The organism is Longispora fulva, assembly GCF_015751905.1.
In the GTDB taxonomy this organism is placed as follows: domain Bacteria; phylum Actinomycetota; class Actinomycetes; order Mycobacteriales; family Micromonosporaceae; genus Longispora; species Longispora fulva.
In genome coordinates, this window is record NZ_JADOUF010000001.1 from 5,967,937 (window position 1) to 5,987,996 (window position 20,060).

Annotated in this window: 15 protein-coding genes; 6 read left to right on the top strand and 9 right to left on the bottom strand. The window is 71.3% G+C overall.

Annotated features, from left to right (window positions below; all coding sequences use genetic code 11):
• Window position 1 precedes the first annotated feature (1 nt).
• The gene (locus IW245_RS27000) at window positions 2-826 is read right to left on the bottom strand and encodes a PSP1 domain-containing protein (RefSeq protein ID WP_197005963.1); all 825 of its coding nucleotides are present in this window, start codon (window positions 824-826) and stop codon (window positions 2-4) included.
• 194 nt (window positions 827-1,020) lie between these two features.
• On the bottom strand, window positions 1,021-2,322 hold the full coding sequence (locus IW245_RS27005) for an MFS transporter (protein ID WP_233472942.1): 1,302 nt from the start codon (window positions 2,320-2,322) through the stop codon (window positions 1,021-1,023).
• Window positions 2,323-2,580: 258 nt separating this feature from the next.
• Between IW245_RS27005 and IW245_RS27010 the strand changes: the two genes are divergently transcribed.
• On the top strand, window positions 2,581-3,036 hold the full coding sequence (locus IW245_RS27010; RefSeq protein WP_197005965.1) for a MarR family winged helix-turn-helix transcriptional regulator: 456 nt from the start codon (window positions 2,581-2,583) through the stop codon (window positions 3,034-3,036).
• Window positions 3,033-4,598 carry an MDR family MFS transporter gene (locus IW245_RS27015; RefSeq protein ID WP_231398954.1) on the top strand — a complete coding sequence of 522 codons (1,566 nt, stop codon included), beginning with the start codon at window positions 3,033-3,035 and terminating at the stop codon, window positions 4,596-4,598. The genes IW245_RS27010 and IW245_RS27015 overlap by 4 nt, the downstream gene beginning before the upstream one ends.
• 108 nt (window positions 4,599-4,706) lie before the next feature.
• Here the strand turns inward: IW245_RS27015 and IW245_RS27020 are convergent, their stop codons facing one another.
• Window positions 4,707-5,897: a DNA polymerase III subunit delta' gene (locus IW245_RS27020; protein WP_197005967.1), complete on the bottom strand. Its 1,191-nt coding sequence runs from the start codon at window positions 5,895-5,897 to the stop codon at window positions 4,707-4,709.
• A gap of 114 nt (window positions 5,898-6,011) precedes the next feature.
• Window positions 6,012-7,988: a dTMP kinase gene (tmk, locus tag IW245_RS27025; protein WP_197008701.1), complete on the bottom strand. Its 1,977-nt coding sequence runs from the start codon at window positions 7,986-7,988 to the stop codon at window positions 6,012-6,014.
• 153 nt (window positions 7,989-8,141) lie between these two features.
• On the opposite strand from tmk, the gene IW245_RS27030 reads away from it, so the two are divergent.
• A complete protein-coding gene (locus IW245_RS27030; RefSeq protein ID WP_197005968.1) occupies window positions 8,142-9,314 on the top strand; it encodes an amino acid deaminase/aldolase in 1,173 nt (390 codons plus the stop codon).
• 71 nt (window positions 9,315-9,385) lie between these two features.
• On the opposite strand, the gene IW245_RS27035 is transcribed toward IW245_RS27030, so the two are convergent.
• A complete protein-coding gene (locus IW245_RS27035; protein ID WP_197005969.1) occupies window positions 9,386-12,451 on the bottom strand; it encodes an AfsR/SARP family transcriptional regulator in 3,066 nt (1,021 codons plus the stop codon).
• 112 nt (window positions 12,452-12,563) lie between these two features.
• Here IW245_RS27035 and IW245_RS27040 point away from each other — a divergent pair, with 112 nt between their 5' ends.
• A complete protein-coding gene (locus IW245_RS27040; RefSeq protein ID WP_197005970.1) occupies window positions 12,564-13,115 on the top strand; it encodes an RICIN domain-containing protein in 552 nt (183 codons plus the stop codon).
• Between the two features lie 44 nt (window positions 13,116-13,159).
• On the opposite strand, the gene IW245_RS27045 is transcribed toward IW245_RS27040, so the two are convergent.
• A complete protein-coding gene (locus tag IW245_RS27045; protein ID WP_372445253.1) occupies window positions 13,160-13,774 on the bottom strand; it encodes a TetR/AcrR family transcriptional regulator in 615 nt (204 codons plus the stop codon).
• A 124-nt stretch (window positions 13,775-13,898) separates the two neighbouring features.
• On the opposite strand from IW245_RS27045, the gene IW245_RS27050 reads away from it, so the two are divergent.
• Window positions 13,899-15,173 carry a D-arabinono-1,4-lactone oxidase gene (locus IW245_RS27050; RefSeq protein ID WP_197005971.1) on the top strand — a complete coding sequence of 425 codons (1,275 nt, stop codon included), beginning with the start codon at window positions 13,899-13,901 and terminating at the stop codon, window positions 15,171-15,173.
• 43 nt (window positions 15,174-15,216) lie between these two features.
• Here IW245_RS27050 and topA read toward each other — a convergent pair whose 3' ends face one another.
• Both topA and IW245_RS27060 read right to left on the bottom strand, forming a co-directional pair.
• Complete coding sequence (topA, locus tag IW245_RS27055; RefSeq protein ID WP_197005972.1) at window positions 15,217-18,027, bottom strand: type I DNA topoisomerase; 2,811 nt, start codon at window positions 18,025-18,027, stop codon at window positions 15,217-15,219.
• Window positions 18,028-18,183: 156 nt separating this feature from the next.
• Entirely contained in the window at window positions 18,184-18,762 is a 579-nt protein-coding gene (locus IW245_RS27060; protein ID WP_197005973.1) for a hypothetical protein, read from the bottom strand.
• Between the two features lie 56 nt (window positions 18,763-18,818).
• On the opposite strand from IW245_RS27060, the gene IW245_RS27065 reads away from it, so the two are divergent.
• A complete protein-coding gene (locus IW245_RS27065; protein ID WP_197005974.1) occupies window positions 18,819-19,355 on the top strand; it encodes a hypothetical protein in 537 nt (178 codons plus the stop codon).
• Here IW245_RS27065 and IW245_RS27070 read toward each other — a convergent pair.
• On the bottom strand, window positions 19,324-19,986 hold the full coding sequence (locus IW245_RS27070) for a class I SAM-dependent methyltransferase (RefSeq protein WP_197005975.1): 663 nt from the start codon (window positions 19,984-19,986) through the stop codon (window positions 19,324-19,326). The genes IW245_RS27065 and IW245_RS27070 overlap by 32 nt on opposite strands.
• Window positions 19,987-20,060: the final 74 nt, after the last annotated feature.

The following is a 20,060-nucleotide window of genomic DNA, read 5'->3' on the forward strand; positions in this document are numbered from 1 at the left end:
GTTAGTCGAGGCCTTCGTAGGCCCGGCGCGAGCCGCACACCGACGCCCGGCTGCACGACTGCCGGGACCCGTCCGAGTCCAACCGGACCACCACCGAGTCGCTGGGCACGTTGTGCGCCACCACCCGGCCGTCGCCCTCCCCCGTGGTCACCCGGGAGCCGACGGCCGGTGCCGTGGCCTGGAACTGCTGGTACAACGGATGCTCGTATTTGAGGCAGCACATCAGCCGGCCGCAGGCCCCGGAGATCCGCAGCGGGTTCAGCGGCAGGTCCTGGTCCTTGGCCATTCTGATCGTGACCGGCTCGAAGTCGGTGAGGAACGTGGCGCAACACAGGTCCCGCCCGCAGGAGCCGATGCCGCCCTGGATCCGGGCGGAGTCGCGCGCGGAGAGCTGGCGCAGTTCGACCCGGCACTTCAGGGTCGCGCCGAGGTCGCGGACCAGGCCGCGGAAGTCGACCCGCTGGGGGGCGGTGAAGTAGACGGTGCTGCGGTCGACGTCGCCGCCGGGCACGTGGTCGACCCCGACGATCTTCATGGGCAGGTCGTGGGCGCGGATCAGTTTCTTGGCCGCGACCTTGGCCTCGGCCTTGCGCTTGCGGATGTACGCGTCGCGGGTCAGGTCCTCGTCGCCGGCCAGCCCGAGCAGCCGGGGGAACCCGTCGGTGTCCTCCGTGACCCACTGCGCCGCCCAGACGCACTCGGCGACCGCTGAGCCGTCGTCGGTGGGGACCAGGACCTTGTCGCCGACCTGCGGGGTGAGGTCACCGGGGTCGAGGTAGTAGAGCCGTCCGTACCGGTTGAAACTGACGGCGCACAGCATGCCCATGCGGGAACTCTATCGGGCGACACGAAGACCGCAGGCCCGCGCTTGGCCGAGGATCTGAGTGTCCAAGACCGGCATATGTAAAAAATCCGGTTTTGCTCCCCACGGATGGGCGAAATGCTAGAAATATTGCAGAACCGAACTGGTTCGAAGACCTGCGGGGGGTGCAGGGGCCTGCGGCGTCGTGTACATGGATCTCACCGTGATTCAGGTACCGGCGCCGCAGGCTTGTTCCCGCCCGGCGACGCCGCCTCCTCCGCCACGCGGACCGCGATCCCCTGCCGGTTGTCGTAGGAGATGAACCTCGGTAGCAGGGCCGAGATCGCCACGGTGCCGACGACGCACAGCACCCCGCCGGAGACCACCGAGCCGGTCACGCCCATCAGCTTCGCCGCGACCCCGGACTCGACCTGGCCGAGGGTCGGCCCCGACGAGTACGAGATCACCTCGATGCCGGCGAGCCGGCCGCGCAGCCGGTCGGGGACGGTCTGGCCCCACATCGTGCTCCGGAACAGGCCGGAGATCATGTCGGCCCAACCGGCCAGGACCAGGAAGAACAGGGCCAACCAGAGGGCACGCGACAGCCCGAATCCGATGATGGCCAGCCCCCAGCCGGCGGCGGCGAGCGCGACGGCGAGGCCGTGCCGGTGGATCCGTTCGGCCCACCGGGAGGTCAGCGAGGCGACGAGCGCGCCGAGCGCAGGGGCCGAGTAGAGCAGGCCCAGCACGCCGGGGCCGCCGAGTTTCAGGGCCAGCGCGGGGAACAGCGCGGTGGGCATGCCGAAGAACATCGCGTTCATGTCGATCAGGTACGTGCCCAGCAGCTCCTGCCGGCTCCGCGCGTACCGCAGGCCGGTGACCACCGTGCGCAGGCTCGGGCGTTCGGCGGCCTCCGGTGGGGCGACCGCGCGGACCAGGAGCAGGCAGACCAGGGAGAACGCGTAGGTGGCGAGGTCGACGGCGTACACCCACGGGAGGTCGACCGCGGCGATCAGCACGCCCGCCACGGCAGGCCCGGCGAGCATCGCGGCGGTGGTGGCAGTGGATTTCAGGGACACCGCCGCCGGGAGCTTCTCCGGGCTGACCAGCCTCGGGATGATCGAGTCGAGGGCCGGGCGCTGGATGCCGGCGACCCCGGCGGTCAGCCCGGCGAAGACGTAGAGCACCCAGAGCTGGGGACGGCCGGACAGCGAGTTGAGCATCAGCACCGTGACGAGGACGGCGAACGCCAGCTCGCTGTAGAGGACGAGCTTGCGCCGGTCGACGTAGTCGGCGAGCGCGCCGCCGACGAAGGCCATGAACAGCAGGGGCACGAGCTCGCACAGCCCCATCAGGCCGACGGCGAACACGTCATGGGTGATCGCATACAACTGGTACGGAACGGTCACGTGCGTGATCATCGCGCCGAGGAAGGTGACGCTCCGGGCGCTGAACACCAGCCGAAAGTCGCGGAACTCACGCAACGGGCTGAGGTCGGGGGCCCAGCGTCTGATACTCACGCGCCTCAGCATTCTCCCCGGTCAGGGGCGGGTCGACCGAATTCTCCGTGCCGCTCGTCACAACATGAAGGGGTTTCGAGACAGAAGCGTTCCCTATGACGGATGCTTTCAGGGAGCAAGTTTAAAGCAGGGCGCGTAGCGCCCCTGCGTGAAACGCAAGGCCCTGGCCCCCTTGCGTGAAACGCAAGGGCGTAGCGCCCCTGCGTGAAACGCGAGGCGCGCAGCGCCCTTCACAAACGGGGTCGGGGAGGAGTTGACATGACGTCCCGTAATCCCTCCGACGAGATCCTCGGTCAGATCGGACTGTTCTTCCGCAGGTCCCAGGCGCTGTTCCAGCTGATCAAGCCCCAGGACGACGGCCTGGAACGCCCCGCCTACATCCTGCTCGGCATGATCGACACAGATGGTCCCGTGCGGCTCACCACCCTGGCGGGTCTCGCGCAGCTCAACCTGTCGACGATCAGCCGTCAGGTCGCCGCGCTGGAGGCCGCCGGCATGGTCGAGCGCGACGCCGACCCGGCGGACGGCCGGGCCAGCCTGGTCCGGGTCAGCGAGCAGGGCCACGCGGTCCTGGAGCACAACCGGGGCAAGTGGCGCGCGGAGATCGCGTCGATGCTCAGCGATTGGAACGAGAACGAACGGGGCGAGTTCGCCCGGCTGTTCACGCAGTTGAACGAAGCGATGGCGGTGCGATGCGCCGTGGAGGACAAATGAACGTACAACTCAGCCCGAAACAGATCTGGACGCTGATGTCCGGGCTCATGCTCGGCATGCTGCTCGCGGCACTCGACCAGATGATCGTCGGCACGGCGCTGCCGACCATCGTCGGCCAACTCGGCGGCCTGAACCACTACTCGTGGGTGGTGACCGCGTACCTGCTGGCGTCGACCGCCTCTACCCCTCTGTACGGCAAGATCTCCGACCTGTACGGCCGCCGGCCGTTGCTGCTGTTCGCGATCGGGACCTTCCTGGTCGGCTCGCTGCTGGCTGGCATGTCGCAGAACATGATCCAGTTGATCCTGTTCCGGGGCATCCAGGGCCTGGGCGCCGGCGGCCTGATGACCCTGGCGTTCACCATCATCTCGGACGTGGTCGCACCCCGGGAGCGCGGCAAGTACCAGGGCCTGTTCGGGGCGGTGTTCGGGCTGTCCAGCGTCGCGGGCCCGCTGCTGGGCGGCTACTTCGCCGACCACAACTGGCGGTGGATCTTCTACATCAACCTGCCGATCGGCATCATCGCGCTGGTCATGATCGACCGACTGCTGCGCAGGGTGCCGTTCAAGCGCCAGGACCACAAGATCGACTACCTCGGCGCCGGGCTGCTCGTCGCCAGCGTCGTGTCGCTGCTGCTCGCCACGTCGTGGGGCGGCAAGGAGTACGCCTGGAGCTCCGCCACGATCATCGGCCTCTTCGCCGCCGGTGCGGCGCTCGCTGCGGCGTTCCTGGTCGTCGAGACCCGGGCCGCCGAGCCGATCCTGCCGTTGCGCCTGTTCAGGACGGTGACGTTCTCGATCTCCAACCTCGCGGCGTTCATCCTGGGCGTCGGCATGTTCGGCGGCATCATCTACATCCCGATGTACCTGCAGATCGTCAAGGGCTACACGCCCACCGTCTCGGGGCTGCAGATGCTGCCGATGATGGCCGGCATCATCATCACGTCGATCGTGGCCGGCCGGTCGATCAGCAAGATCGGCAAGTACAAGTGGTACATCGTCGCCGGCACGGTCACGATGACCGCCGGGCTGGGCCTGTTCACCCAGCTGCAGGTCGCCACCCCGCTGTGGCAGACGGCGATCTACATGGCCGTCGTCGGCATCGGGCTGGGCCTGTGCATGCAGCCCCTGGTCCTGGCCGTGCAGAACGCCGTCGGGCCCAAGGACCTGGGCGTGGCCACGTCGACGTCGACGTTCTCCCGGTCGCTGGGCGGCTCGTTCGGCGTCGCGATCCTCGGAGCCGTGCTGTCCACGAAGCTCACCAGCTGGATGACCGAGCTGATGCCGAAGGCCGTGGCGCAGCTGCCCCGCGAGCAGGCGGCGAAGCTCCCGAAGGACATGAGCGCCCTGCTCACCTCCCCGCAGGAGATCGCCAAGCTGCCCGGCGTCATCAAGGGCGCGATTCAGGACTCGTTCGTGAACTCGCTGCACACCGTGTTCTGGGTCGCCGGCGCGGTGTCGCTCGTGGCCGTGCTGGTCGCGCTGTTCCTGCCGGACAAGACGCTGAAGGGCGCACCGTCGCCCGAGGCGGCCGAGGCTCTGGCGGAGTCCTCCGCGCTGTAGTCACACCTGATGCCGCCCCTGCCTGCTGGTGGGGGCGGCATCGTCGTCAGAAGATCAACATCATTCGAGGGTTACGGAGGAGACCGACCCGGCGCGCGTCGGCTGGCCCTAGCCCTGCCAGAGGGACAGCATCATCGACTCGACGGCGATCCGGGGCTTCACGTTGGCGTCGATGGCCTCCCGGCAGGCCAGCACGGCCTCCAGGCGGCGCAGGGTCGACTCCGGGGTCCAGCGCTCGGCGGCGGCCCGCGTCATGTCCGTCCGGTCGGCGTGGATCGGCCGGGCCGGGGAGCGCAGGGTGAGGGCGAGGACGTCGCGGTACAGGCCCGCGAGGTCCATCAGCGCCCGGTCCAGGGCGTCGCGCTGGGCACGGGTGGCCCGGGACTTCTGCCGTCGTTCGAGGTCCTTGAGGATGCCGGCGGTGCCCCTCGCCGCGCCCGCCGCGCCCTTGCCGGTGCCGCCCGCGCCGAGGGCCGTCTCCAGTTCGGCCTTCTCCTTCGCCGACAGTTCGGCGACGGAGGACGCGGCCTCGGCCTCGGACGCCGCGATCAGGGTCGCCGCGGCGTCGAAGGCGGCGCTGATGTTGGTGAGCTTGCGGGGCAGCCCCAGCACCTGCTCGCGGCGGGCCCGGGCCTCCGGGTCGCGGGCGAGCCGCCGGGCCCGGCCCACGTGTCCCTGGGCCGCGGCGGCCGCCCACTGGGCCTCGGGCGGGCTGATCCCGTCGCGTTCGACGAGCACCCGGGCGATGGACTCGATGTTCGGGGTGCCCAGGGCGACGACCCGGCACCGGGACCGGATCGTCACGGATATGTCGTCGGGGTGCGTCGACGGGGTGCAGAGCAGGAACACCGTCCTGGGCGGCGGCTCCTCGATGGCCTTGAGCAGCGCGTTGCCGGCGGCCTCGGTGAGCCGGTCCGCGTCCTCGACGAGGAGCACCTGCCAGCGGCCTTGGGTCGGGGAGCTGGCCGCCCGCAGTACGAGGGCGCGCATCTCGCTGACCGCGATCGACAGGCCCTCGGGGACGACGAACCGCACGTCGGCGTGGGTGCCGCCGAGCACGGTGTGACAGGCGGGGCACACGCCGCAGCCGCCGTCGGGGCACTGCAGGGCCGCGGCGAACGCCCGGGCGGCCACGGACCGGCCGGAGCCGGGCGGGCCGGTGAACAGCCAGGCGTGGGTCATCGCGCCAGCCGGGACCTGTTCGCCGCGCACGACGGCGTCGGCGGCCAGCGCGGCGCGGCGCAGGGTGGCGACGGCGTCGTCCTGGCCGGCGAGGTCGCTCCAGACGCCACCGTTCACGATCCGCTCCGCCTCTCGACGCGAAGCGCCCGCTCCACGAGGGACGCCCCACTGCTGGCACGCACATGCCGTCCCTCGCCGCCGGGCGGGCCGGGGCGCGTCGCCCCCTGGGCGTCAGACATGGGCCGGTTCCCGGGTTAGGAGGACGTCGATCCGCTCCCGGATCTCCAGCGCGATCTTCTCCGGGTCCCCGGAGGCGTCGATGACCAGGTAGCTCTTCGGATCGGCGGACGCAAGGTCCAGGAACGCGTACCGGACCCGCTCGTGGAAGGCCAGGGACTCCGACTCGATCCGGTCGGCCCCGCTGCGCTCCCCGGCCCGCTTCAGGCCGACGGCCGGGTCGAGGTCGAGGAGGATGGTCAGGTCGGGCTTGAGCGCCCCGGTCGCCCAGGTGGACAGCCAGCTGATCTCGTCGGCGGCCATGGTCCGGCCGGCGCCCTGGTAGGCGAGGGAGGAGTCCACGTACCGGTCGCTGAGCACGACCCTGCCCTCGGCGAGCGCCGGGCGGACCACCTCGGTGACGTGCTGGGCCCGGTCGGCCGCGTACAGCAGTGCCTCGGCGCGCGGCGAGATGTCGTCCTTGCCGTCGAGGACGAGCCCCCGGATCCGCATGCCGATGTCGGTGGCCCCGGGTTCGCGGGTGACGACCGGTTCCTGGCCCCGGAGCCGCAGCCACGCGGCGAGCTTGACGACCTGGGTGGACTTGCCGACCCCCTCGCCGCCCTCGAACACGATGAACAGCCCCTTGCCGGGGTCGGTCTCGCCGACGGTGAGCGGCCGGCGGCTGACCGCGCCCCAGATGTCCTTGAGGACGGGCACGCCGGGCCGGTCGTCCATCTGCCGGAAGGCGAGCACGCCGGCCATCGCGCCGACGATGCCGGCGGCGGCGAGCAGGATCCGGGTGAAGGACACGTTGACGCCGAAGATGAGCCGGGTGCCGCCGAAGCCGACCAGGGTGGCCGACAGGGAGATGCTGAGCATGAGGACGACCCGGACGGCCGTCCACACGAAGCCGAAGACCCGGCCCCGGACGTCGTCGCCGATCTCGGTGCCCAGCATGGTCGTACCGGCGAGGAAGGCCATGCCGGCACCCGACCCGACGAACAGCGCGCCGAGGACGGCGACGGCCAGGTGCGGGGCGATGGCGAGCAGGAACACCGCGCAGCTGGCCATGACGATGCTCGCGCCGAACCAGCGCTTGCGGGACAGGGTGCCGATCAGCCGGGGGCCGAGGGCGATGCCGATGGCGAGCCCGACGAACAGGGTGCCGAACAGCATCCCGAACGAGGCGTCGCCGCCGCCGAGGGATTCGGCGTAGAACGGGCCGGCGCCGATCACGACGCCCGCGCCGGCGAACGCGCCGAGCATCCCGAAGACGAGGCCGCGGACGAGGGGGGTGCGGCCGACGTACCGCCAGCCGTCGAGGAACTGGGTCAGCACCCCTTCGCCCTTGTCCCGCTTGGCGCTGCGGCCGCTGATCTCCTTGATCCCGAAGAACACGGTCACGGCGGCGGCGAGGAAGGTGAGCGCGTTGAAGTACAGCGCGATGTTCGACGGGGAGGCCCAGGTGTCCGTCTTGGCCTTGAGCAGCGAGGACACCACGACGATCGTGAGGGCGGCCGACACGGGGGCGACGCCGTAGGTCATCACGAGGCTGAGCTGGTTGGCCCGTTCGAGCTTGCCCTTGGGCAGCAGGTTGGGCACGGCCGCCTCCTTGGCGGGGGCCCAGATCATGCCGACGGTCTCGATCAGGAAGGTGGCGATCGCGGCCCAGCTCACGGCGACCCCGGCGTTCCTGGCGAGCGTGCCGACCAGCGGGATCGAGGCGAACAGGACAAACCGCAGAAGATCACAGACCACCATCGTGTACCGGCGGTCGAACCGGTCGGCGAACACTCCGGCGATGGGCCCGAGGATCAGGGCCGGCAGCAGCCGGATGGCGATCACACCGCCGAAGGCCGCGCCCTTGGCCGCCGAGGAGCTGACCTGGGCGGTGGCGAAGATGGCGGTGGCCATGAGCCCGAGCCAGTCCCCGAACGAGGACAGGCTGAGGACGAGCCAGAGACGACGGAACGGCCGGATTCGCAGAATCGCGCGGACGTCGGCTCCGCTGGACAGATCGACCTGCGCGCTGATGACGAATCCCCCAACTCGGAAGCCTGATACTGCCGATCACTGTATAACTGTTGGCCGTCCGACTCCGTGGCACCATCAATGTGAGTGGGTTTCGCGTTAAGCTGGGCCATGCCTGCGCGCTATGACCTAGCGACCACCCATCTCGACCCGCCGTTCGCGGTGGTCGACTCCGCCGCCTTCGACGCCAACGCCGCCGCCATGCTCCAGCGGGCGGGCGGCAAGCCGATCCGTGTCGCCAGCAAGTCCGTGCGCTGTCGGCCCCTCATCCAACGAGCCCTGGCCCTGCCCGGGTACGCCGGCGTCATGGCCTTCACCCTCGCCGAGGCCCTGTGGCTCGCCGAGACCGGCACGAGCGACGACATCCTGGTCGCCTACCCGACGGCCGACCGGGGCGGGCTCGCCGACCTGGTCAAGTACACCGACAAGGTCACCCTGATGGTCGACGACCCCGCACAGCTTGACCTGATCGACGCGGCCGTGGCACCGACGCACCGGCCGGACTTCCGACTCTGTCTGGAACTCGACGCCTCCTGGCGGCCGTTCGGGGCGCACATCGGGGTCCGGCGCTCGCCGCTGCACTCCCCGACGGCGCTCGGCGAGTTCGCCGGCCTGATCGCCGGACGCCGGGGATTCACCCTGGTGGGCGTCATGGGGTACGAGGCCCAGATCGCCGGCCTCGGCGACGCCCAGCCGGGCCGGCGCGCCTACAGCAGAATGGTCCGGTTCATCCAGCGCCGGTCGGCCGCCGAGCTGGCCGAACGCCGGGCCGCGGCCGTGGCCGCCGTGCGCCGGCACGGTGAGCTGGAGTTCGTCAACGGCGGGGGCACCGGCAGCCTGCACCTGACCGCGGCCGAGGACGCCGTCACCGAGCTGACCGCCGGCAGCGGACTGTTCGGCCCGACCCTCTTCGACGGGTACTCGGCCTGGCAGCCCCGACCGGCCGCCCTGTTCGCCCTGTCCGTGGTCCGCCGACCGGCTCCCGGGATCGCGACGGTGCTCGGCGGGGGCTGGGTCGCCTCGGGGCCGGCGCACGGCAGCCGGCTGCCGAGCCCCTATCTCCCGGCCGGGCTGAAGCTGAACAGCTCCGAGGGGGCCGGCGAGGTGCAGACGCCGCTGCTGGGCCCCGGGGCCGACGCGTTGCGGGTCGGGGACCGGGTGTGGTTCCGGCACGCCAAGGCCGGTGAGCTGTGCGAGCACGTCAACGAGCTGCACCTGGTCACCGGGGACCAGGTGGTGGACGTGCTGCCCACGTACCGGGGCGAGGGCAAGGCGTTCCTGTAGGGCACGACCGCCGGCCCCGGGCGGGCTCGCCCGGCACCTGAGCAGGCATCGGCCGGGAGGCCCAGGCCCGGTCAGGGGTCGGGCGGGAGGCCCAGTGCCTCGTGCAGGGCCGCTGCGAGCGCGCGGAGCCGGGTCGCCTCCGGCTCCGGCGCGCACCGCGCCACGCTCAGCAGCGCCGTCGCCTCGGCCTTGCGCGCGCCCGTGCCGCGGGCCAGCTCCAGCGCGGCCTCCAGGTGCACCAGGGCCGCCCCGCGCTGTCCGACGGCCTCCAGGGCCAGGCCGAGCCCCTGGTGGGCGTTCATCAGGGAACCGGGCACCCCGAGGTCCATGGCGAGCGCCACGGTGCCGCGGAACCGGGCCACGGCGTCGGCGTGCCGGCCCTCGCGGTGTTCGAGCAGGCCGAGGATGTTCAGGGTCTCCAGCTCGGCGACCCGGCTGCCGAGCTCGCGGTGCACGGCCAGCGCCTCGGAGAGGTGGATCCGGCCTGCCGCCCAGTCGTCCCGGTTCGCCGCGGCCAGTCCGAGGTTGTTGAGCGCGACGCCCACCCCGCCCCGGTCGCCGGCCGCCCGGTAGACAGCGAGGGCCTGTTCCAGGTGGTCGACGGACTCGGGAACCCGGCCGCTGTGCCGGTACACGATGGCGATGTTGTTGAGGGTGTCGCCCTCCCCGGTCCTGAAGCCGGTCGCCCGGTGGATCGCGAGGGCGCGCTGGTAGCAGTCGAGCGCGTCGGGCCACTCGCCCAGCCACTCGTGCACGAGGCCGATGTTGCCGAGAACCGCGCCCTCTGCGGCGACGTCCCCCAGTTCGCCGGCGACGGCCAGGGCGCGGTGGAAGTGGTCGAGCGCCTCGTGCGGGCGGCCCGCCTCGCTGTGCACCGTGCCGAGCCGGTGCAGGGTCGCGCTCTCCCCGATCCGGTCGCCGTTCTCGGCCCGGATCGCCAGCGCCCGGCCGAGCTGGTCGAGGGCGTCGCTGAACCGACCCATCCGGAAGAGCGCCACGCCCCGGTCGTGCAGTGCCGCCGACTCGGCCCGGGAGTCGGCGGCCTCCCTGGCCACGTCGAGAGCGAGGTCGTGCAGGGCGAGCATGTCGACGTAGCGGCCCCGGGTGGACAGGTGCCGGTGCAGGGTGCCCGACAGGGTCGCCACGGGCCCGCCCCAGCCGGTGTCGGCGGCGAGCCGTGCGACGGCGAGCAGGTTGTCCAGCTCCGCGTCGAGCCAGGCCCTGGCAGCGTCCGGGTCGGCGAACGCCTCGGTGGGCACCGTCGGCTCGACGGCCTTGGGGCGGCGGTGCGCCTCGTGCGGGTACACCAGGTCCATCGCCACCGAGGCCGTGTAGACCTGCTGATCGAACAGCCGGGCCAGGGCCGCGTGCCGCTCGTCGAGGCCGGCCGCGAGCTCGTGGGCGTAGCTGCGCAGCAGGTCGTGCGAGGCGTACCGGCCCGGGGACACCTCGTGCACCAGGTGCGCGCGCAGCAGGCTGCCGAGCAGGGGGCGGGGCGGGGCGTCGGCGAGGGCCGCGAGGGCGTACCGGTCGAAGTGTCTTCCGGGGTGCAGCCCCAGCAGCCGGAACGCCCGGGCCGCCCCGGGCGACAGGTGCCGGTCGGACCAGGACAGCACCGAACGGACGGCGGTCTGCGCGTCGCCGCCGGCGTCGAGGACGTCGAGCCGGTGCTGCTCGTCGGCGAGTTCCCCGGCCAGCTCGGACAGGGTGGTCGCCGGGGAGTCGACCACGAGTTCCGCGGCGATCCGCAGCGCCAGGGGCAGCCGGGCGCACCGGTGCGCCAGGGTCTCGGCGGTGCCCGGCTCGGCGTCGGCCCGACCGCCGATCAGGCCGCGGAGCAGGTCCACGGCGTCGCCCGCCGGCAGGAGTTCCACGTCGACCCTGGTCGCGCCGTCCCTGGCGACCAGGCCGGCGAGGGCGTCGCGGCTGGTCACGAGCACCCCGCACGAGTCGCCGGGCAGCAGGGGCCGGATCTGGTCGGCGGACCAGGCGTTGTCGAGGACGACGAGCATCCGCCGGCCGGCCAGCACCGTGCGGTACGTGCCGGTCAGGTCGCGCCGGGACTCCACCCCGAGGGCGCTGAGGAACTCCACCAGCACGTCCTCGGGGAGCCGGGGCTGGTCGGGGCCGTAGCCGCGCAGGTCGACGTACAGGCAGCCGTCGGGGAAGCGTTCGCGGGCCCGGTGCGCCCAGTGCAGGGCCAGCGCCGTCTTGCCGACCCCGGCCGTGCCGCTGAGGACCGTGACGGCGATCGGGCCCCGGGGGCCGGCCGCAGCGCGCATCGCCCCGTCGACCAGCGCCAGCTCGGCCGTCCGACCGACGAATCCGGCCGGGACCGGCGGGAGCTGCCACGGCGCCGGGGCCGGGGGGCTCAGCGGATCCGCGCCCAGCCCCGGGTCGGAGCGCAGGATCCGGCCGTGCAGCTCCTGGCTCTCCGGGCCGGGCTCGACGCCCAGCTCGTCGGCCAGCAGCCGGTAGAGGCGCTGGTAGGTCTCCAGGGCCTCGGCCTGGCGTCCGCACCGGTACAGCGCGAGCATCAGCTGGCCCCAGCGCCGTTCGCGTAGCTCGTGCCCCGCGATCAGGGTCGGCAGCTGGGCGGCCAGGTCAGCGTGCTGGCCGAGCGCGAGCCGGGCGTCGATCGCGTGCTCGGTGACGTCGAGCCGGCGGTCGTCGAGCAGCCGGGCGTCGGCGGCGACGGCGTCGGGGATGTCGAGGCCGGCCAGCACAGGACCGCGCCACAGGCCGGCGGCGTGCCCGAGACGGTCGGCGGCCAGGCCGTAGCCGCCGTCGGCGAGGTGTTGGCGGCCCTCGGCGGCCAGGGCCTCGAAGCGCAGCACGTCCAGGCCCGTGGTGCCGACCCGGAGCAGGTAGCCGCGGCGCACCGCCTCGACCCGCGGGTCGGCAGGCAACGCGCCGGGCAGCAGGCGGCGCAGCTCGGCCACATAGGACCGCAGGTTGGCCCGGGCGGACCGCGGCGGCGCTGACCCCCACAGCGCGTCCATGATCGCGTCGGTGGACAGCGGCAGGTTGGCGCGCAGCGCGAGCATGCCCAGCAGCACCCGGGTCAGCCGACGCCGGGGCGCGGACACCAGCCCGCCGTCGCGCACCTCCAGCGCGCCGAGAACCCGCAATTCCACAGTGGCCTCCCGTCGCCCCTCGGCGAGCATACGGGCGTGTGTGCGCCGCCGTATGCCAGGTGGAGCAACTATGCAACCCAGCTCTCGCCCGTACCAAGGGAAATGAGGTCACATGTTGAAGCGGATCATGATGACGCTGGCGACCGCGGCGGTCGCTTTCATCACGATGGCACCGGCCACGGCGCACGCCTCGGACTGGTGGATCGAATACTCGAACAAGGCCAGCCACAACTGCATCGACGTCAAGAACTCGTCGAGCTCCAACGGGGCGATCGTCCAGGAGTACCCCTGCAAGAACCCGGGCACGAGCGGTGCCGCCAACCAGCAGTGGCAGTTCCAGGGCCACCAGTTCGTCGTGCTGCACAGCGGCAAGTGCCTCGACCTCGCCGGCTGGTCCACCGCCGACGGCGGCACGGTCCAGCAGTGGAGCTGCACCGGGGCCCTGAACCAGAGCTGGACCTCGGTCTACGTGAGCACCAACCCGCGGGGCTCGGAGAACTGGCTGATCAAGAGCGATCTGAGCGGCAAGTGCCTGAACCGGGCCAACGTCGGCAACGCGCTCTACCAGACGGCCTGCGACAGCTCGAACCTCAACCAGGTGTGGACGTCGCTGCTCATCGACTCCGGCTGCACGACCTGCATCGCCCCGGCCCGCCGGGACTAGTCAGGACCGGGCGAGCACCCCGCGCGGGTGCTCGCCCCATGGCGTCACACGTGCTTGGCCAGGTACTCCCGGATCATCGCCTTACCCTCCGCCAGCACCGCCGGATCGCCGTTCGGGTCCCGGCGGAACGCCAGTTTGATCAGGGCGTCCCCCGTCTCGACGGCCACCGCGAGTTGCAGCTCCGGCGGGTTGACCCCGAACCGGTCCGCGAGCAGCCCGCCGAGTCGGGCCGCGATCGCCGCGTTGTTGTCCAGCTCAGGGTCCAGCAGGTGCACGTCGACGACGTCGCCGAAGTGCAGGGTGCGGAACCCGGGCAGGTCCCGGCGCAGCGCTATGTACTCCTCGATCACCGCGTCGACCCCGTCCCACCAGTGCGCCACCGTCTCGGCCGCGAACCGCTCGCCGATCCGGCGCAGGTACTCCGCGAGGTTGCGCTCCGTGAGCGCCTGCACCAGGGCCCGCTTGTCCGGGAAGAACTGGTACACCGAGCCGATCGCGACCTCCGCGCGCTCCGCGACGAGCGTGGTGGTGAGGTCCTCGTAGCCGAGCTCGTCGACCAGGGCGGCGCAGGCGTCCAGCATCCGCTCGACGCGCGCTGCGCTCCGCTCCTGCACCGGCAGTCGGCGCAGTGGCCCGTTTCGGACCTGATTAACCGCCATGTCCTAGTGCCTCCGTGTCCGTACACTAACCGTCTGCACATCATGCCCGATTCGTCCCAGCGAACTGGAGCCGTCCCCCTCCGGCCCCTTGACGCGGGGCAGACATGAAGAGTACTCACGTCACATGCAGGAATGGCGGAACTGGGCCGGCAACCAGCGCGAGACCGCGGCAAGGGCGGTTACCCCGGGCTCTCGGGATGAGCTTATCGATGCCATCAAGAGCTTCGATGGTCCGATAAAGGCACTCGGATCGGGGCACTCGTTCAGCGCCGCGGCCGTCACGACGGGCATGCGGCTGTCCCTCGACGGGTTCACCGACCTGGTCAGCGTCGAGAACGACCTGGTCACGGTGGGTGCCGGCATGCCGCTGCACGTGCTCAACCCGCTGCTCGCCTCGCACGGGCTCGCGCTGCCCAACCTCGGCGACATCGACGCGCAGACCATCGCGGGAGCCATTTCGACGGGTACGCACGGGACGGGTTCCCGACTCGGCGGCCTCGCCACCTTCGTCGAGGCCCTGGAGCTGGTCACCGGCACCGGGGAGGTCCGCAGGTTCGCGAAAGGGGAGCCGGGCTTCGACGGGGCCGTCGTCGGGGTCGGCGCGCTCGGCGTGCTCACCGAGGTGACCCTGCGCTGTTGCCCGGCCTTCGTCCTGCACGCCACCGAGGGGCCGGTGCCCCTGGCCGACGTCCTCGCCGGGTACGAGGACCTGTTCGGGGCCAACGACCACTTCGAGTTCTACTGGTTCCCGTACACCGACCGGGCGCTCACCAAGGCCAACAACCGGGTCGGGCGCGACGACCGGCCGCTCGGCGGGTTCAAGAGCTGGCTCGAGGACGACTTCCTGTCCAACACCGTGTTCGACGGGCTCTGCCGGGTCGGTCGGGCCGCGCCCCGCCTCGTCCCGTCGATCACCCGGCTGTCGGCCCGGGTGCTGTCCGCGCGGGAGTTCACCGGGGCCTCGCACGAGGTGTTCTGCTCGCCGAGGCGGGTTCGGTTCGTGGAGATGGAGTACAGCTTCCCGCGCGAGGTGCTGCGCGAGGCGTTCGCCGGGCTCCAGCGGGTGATCGACGCGCTGCCCTACAAGATCGTGTTCCCGGTGGAGGTGCGGTGCGCCGCAGCCGACGAGCTGTGGCTGTCCCCCTCCTACGGGCGCGACTCCTGCTACATCGCGATCCACCAGTACCGGGGGATGCCCTACGAGGAGTACTTCCGCGAGTTCGAGCGGATGGCGCTGGAGCTCGGCGGACGGCCGCACTGGGGGAAGATGAACTACCGGACGGCAGAGGACCTGCGCCCGGCCTATCCCCGGTTCGACGAGTTCCTGGCGCTGCGCGGGGAGCTGGATCCGGAGCGGCGGTTCGCGAACGCGTACACGGAAAAGGTGTTCGGGGTCTGATCTCGGGAAGGTGCCACCGTCCGGCGGCACCTTCCCGAAGGATCTACTTGGCCGCGGCCTTCGCGGCCTTCTTCGCGGCGGCCATCGCTGCCTTCACCGCCAGGTTGGCCTTCTGGGTCTCCGTCAGCTCCTTCTCGGGAGCCGCCGCCTTCTTCGCGGGGGCCTTCTTGGCAGCCGGGGCCTTCTTCGCCGCGGTCGTCTTCTTGGCCGCAGCCGCCTTCTTCGCCGTCGGGGCGTCGGCCTTCTTCGCCGCAGCCTTCTTGGTCGCCTTCTTCTTCACCGGGCCGGCGGCGCGCTTCTCGGCGAGCATCTCCGACGCCTTCTCGATCGTCAGCTCCTCGACCGTGTCGCCACGGCGCAGCGACGCGTTGTACTCGCCGTCCGTGACGTACGGCCCGAACCGGCCGTCCTTGATGACCAGCGGCTTCTCGGTCACCGGGTCGGGACCCATCTCGCGCAGCGGCGGCTTGGCTGCCCCCCGCGCGGCCCGGGTCTTCGGCTGGGCCAGGATCGCCAGCGCCTGCTCCAGGGTGATCGTGAAGATCTGCTCCTCGGTCTCGATCGACCGCGAGTCGGTGCCCCGCTTGATGTACGGCCCGTAGCGACCCGAGGTGGCGACGATCTCCTCGCCCTCCGGGTCCTTGCCGACCACCCGCGGCAGCGTCAGGAGCTGCACCGCCTCCTCGAAGGTGACGGTCTCCGGGGACTGGGTCTTGAACAGCGAGGCCGACTTCTCCCCACTGGAGATGTACGGACCGTAGCGGCCCGTCTTCACCAGGATCGGGTCGCCGGTCTCCGGGTGCTGCCCGAGGTCGCGCTCACCGTTGCCGCCGATGAACAGCTCCTCGACCTTCTCCCGGGTCAGCTCGTCCGGGGCCACCCCCTCGGGGATGGCGGCGCGGGCCTCGGCGTCCTCACCCTTCTGCAGGTACGGACCGTAGCGGCCGACCCGGACCACCACGTCGTCGAACAGCGGGATCGAGTTGACGGCGCGCGCGTCGATGTCGGCCAGGTTCTCCGTGACCATCTTCTGCAGGCCACCGGAGCGGGCGACGGAGCCCTCGGGCCCGTCCTCGCCGCCGAAGTAGAACCCCTTCAAGAAATCGACGGAGGCGGCTTCACCCCCCGCGATCTGGTCGAGTTCGTCCTCCATGGAGGCCGTGAAGTTGTAGTCCACCAGGCGCGGGTAGTACTGCTCCAGGAGCTGGATCACCGCGAACGCCGTGAAGGACGGGATGAGGGCCTGGCCCTTCTTGAAGACGTACTCCCGGTCCTGGATCGTCTGGATCGTCGGGGTGTACGTCGACGGGCGGCCGACGCCCAGCTCCTCCATCGCCTTGATCAGCGAGGCCTCGGTGTAACGCGACGGCGGCTGGGTAGTGTGCCCGGTCGGGGTCAGCGCGTCGGCGTTGAGCTGGTCGCCCTTGACCAGGACGGGAAGCCGGCTCTCCGCGTCCTCCGACTCCTCGTTCTCGTCGTCGGTGGACTCGACGTACGCCTTGAGGAAGCCCGGGTCCGTGATCGTCTTGCCCGACGCGGTGAAGTCGCACTCCTCGCCGCTGGCGGTGGTCGCCTTGATCCGCACCGAGGTCGAGTTGCCGATCGCGTCGGTCATCTGCGAGGCGATCGTCCGCCGCCAGATCAGCTCGTAGAGCTTCAGCTCGTCGACCGGCATCTCCTTGGCCACGTCGCCCGGGGTGCGGAACGCGTCACCGGCGGGCCGGATGGCCTCGTGCGCCTCCTGGGCGTTCTTGGCCTTCTTCGTGTACAGCCGGGGCTGCGGCGGCACGAACCGGTCGCCGTACAGCTCGCGGACCTGCTGGCGGGCCGCGTTCAGCGCCGTCTGCGACAGATTCGTCGAGTCGGTACGCATGTAGGTGATGTACCCGTTCTCGTACAGCCGCTGGGCCACCCGCATCGTCTGCTGCGAGGAGTAGCGCAGCTTCCGCGACGCCTCCTGCTGCAACGTGGAGGTGATGAACGGCGCGTACGGCTTGCGCCGGTACGGCTTCTCCTCGACCCGGTCCACCACGAACTGCCGGCCCTCGAGCCGCGCCGCCAGACCCCGCGCGCCCTGCTCGTCGAGGTGCACCACCTGGGCGCCGACCCGGACCTGGCCGGTCGCCGGGTCGAAGTCCTTGCCGGTCGCCGTCTTCACGCCGTCCAGCGCGTTGAGGGTGGCCGTGAAGGCGCCCTTCTCCTTGCCGCCGACGAGCGCGGCGAGGATGTCCCAGTAGGTCGCGGCGTGGAACGCCATCCGCTGGCGCTCGCGCTCGACCACGATCCGGGTCGCGATCGACTGCACCCGGCCGGCGGAGAGGCCGCGCTGGACCTTCTTCCACAGCACGGCGGAGACGTCGTACCCGTAGAGGCGGTCCAGGATCCGGCGGGCCTCCTGGGCGTCGACGAGGTCCTTGTCCAGCTCGCGCAGGTTCTCCACCGCCGCGAGGATCGCCGGCTTGGTGATCTCGTTGAAGACCATCCGCTTGACCGGGATCTTCGGCTTGAGGGTCTCGATCAGGTGCCAGGCGATGGCCTCGCCCTCGCGGTCGCCGTCCGTGGCGAGGTAGAGCTCGTCGGCGTCCTTGATCAGGGCCTTCAGCTTGGTGATCTGCTTCTTGCGGTCGGCGCTGATCACGTAGACCGGGGTGAAGTTGTCGTCGACGTTGACGCCCAGATACGCCCAGGGCTGCTTCTTGTACTCCTCGGGGAGGTCTTTCGTCCCGCGCGGCAGGTCCCGGACGTGGCCCAGACTCGACTCCACGACATAGCCCGAGCCGAGGTAGCCCGCGATGATCTTGACCTTCGCCGCGGACTCGACGATGACCAGGCGGGTGCTTGTGGAACGAGGCACGGTACTCCAGTCCCCTAGTGCAGTAGGCAAGCCCTCTTAAGGCGGCGATCAATTGTTAAACGTAACGCGCCGACCGAACGGCCAGTTGCGCAGGTGGCGATTTGGCCATGCTTTCGCCCTCACACGTCCCGCTATGCCCCTGTATATCGGGTTATTTCACCGACGCTCGGGCCAGCTTCCCTCGGGCGCGCCGCGCGGAACCGGCCCCACCAGCTCCGCCAACCGGCTCATCCGCCGCCGCCCCACGATCCGGTACGCCGGCCCGCCCGCCCGGGGCCCGACCAGCTCCGCCGGCAACCCGGCCCGGGCGATGGCCGCCCCCACCGCGCGCCACGACCGCTCGTCGGTCGCGGTCAGCGGCAGGTGGTAGCTCCGGTTGTCCCCGGGGCCGCCCGCGGCGATCACCCAGAGCCGCAGCTTGTGCCCGTCGAGCTCCAGGTCGGGCGGCGGCATCTTCACCGCGCCGCGCAGCCAGCTGCCCAGCGGGGCGAGCTCCTTGGAGTAGACGGTGCGGACCGAGATGTGCTCCTCGGCCGTCGGGGTGCGGTCGCCGCCCAGGCCCCGGGCCGCGTACTCCGCCGTGAGGGCCAGGGCCCGCCACTCGTCGGCCACCACGACCGACACCCGGGCCGTGCCGCCCATCCTGACAAGCTGACCCGGACCCGCCAGCAGACCGGCCAGGTCCAGGGGACTCCGGTCGGTCGACTCCGCCGCGAACAGGGACAGCTGATTCATCGAGAGCATCGTACGACTGTTCGGCCCTCCCGGGACATGCTCCTAGACTGTCCGTCATGGCCTCACGCAGCCGCGCAGTTCTCGCCGTCCTTCTCCTGTCGTCCGGGCTCCTCGCCGGATGCCAGGGGGACGTGGCTCCGGAGCGGTGGGCCGACTCGGTGTGCGTCTCCGTCCGCACCTGGCAGGTCAAGGTCGGCCAGCTCACCAAGAACGCCCAGGACAGCATGGCCACGGCCAAGAACCCGCACGAGGCCCAACAGAGCCTCCTGGGCCTGCTGGGCGGGGCGGAGACCGCCTCGGAGACGGCCAGGGCCACCGTCGTGGGCGCCGGGGTGCCGGACGTGGACCGGGGCTCGCAGTTCGCCGACCAGCTCGCGAAGGCGATCGCCGCGGCCCGCGACGCCTACGGCAAGGCCCGGCGGTCGATCGCCGGCCTGCCGACCACCGAGGACAAACCGTTCTACGACGGGGTGACCTCGGCGATGGAGACGCTGAAGCAGGAGTACCAGCCGGAGTCGGCCAACCCGGCCAAGCTCGACTCGCCGGAGCTGAAGAAGGCGTTCACGACGGCGCAGAGCTGCCAGAACTCGTGACCGGTTTGCGGGCCAGCAGGTAGGCCCGCTGGCTCGGGTGCTCGGCCGGGTCCAGCGGGGCCCGCTCCAGGGTGGTGACGATCTCCAGGCCGGCCCGCTCCAGGCTCGCCTGCTCGGCCGACGGGTCGAGGAACCGGAACGTCAGGTCCACCGCCTCCCCCCACCAGGTGTCCATCGTGTGCGACTCGCCAGCGAGGTGCCCGGCGTCGGACACGTGGAAGGAGATCAGCGCGAACCCGCCCGGCCGCAGCACCCGGGCGAACTCCCCGTAGGCGCGGGCGCGGTCCTCTGCGTAGAGGTGGATGACGGTGTACAGGGCGGTCAGCGCGCCCAGGGAGCCCGTCCGGAGCGGGAGCCGGGTGAGCTCGCCGGCGAGCATCGGCAGCTTGTAGCGCCGGGCGCCCACCGCGCACATCACCGGCGAGAGGTCCAGGCCGAACACGTCGGCGCCGTGGCCGCGCAGGTAGTCGGCGATGTGCCCGGGGCCCGCGCCGAGATCGGCGACCGGGCCGGGACCGGCGAGTTCGAGGAGGGCGAGGAGGAGTCCTCTGTCGAGTGGCTTGCCGGCGAGCTCGTCGCCGAACTCGTCGAGGTAGCGGGCGGCGACCTTGTCATAGCTGGGGCCAGTCACCCGGCCAACGTTAGTGTCGCGCCGGCCCCGGCGGTGTCCCACTCATGACAGAGGGCCCGGCGCGGAATGCGCCG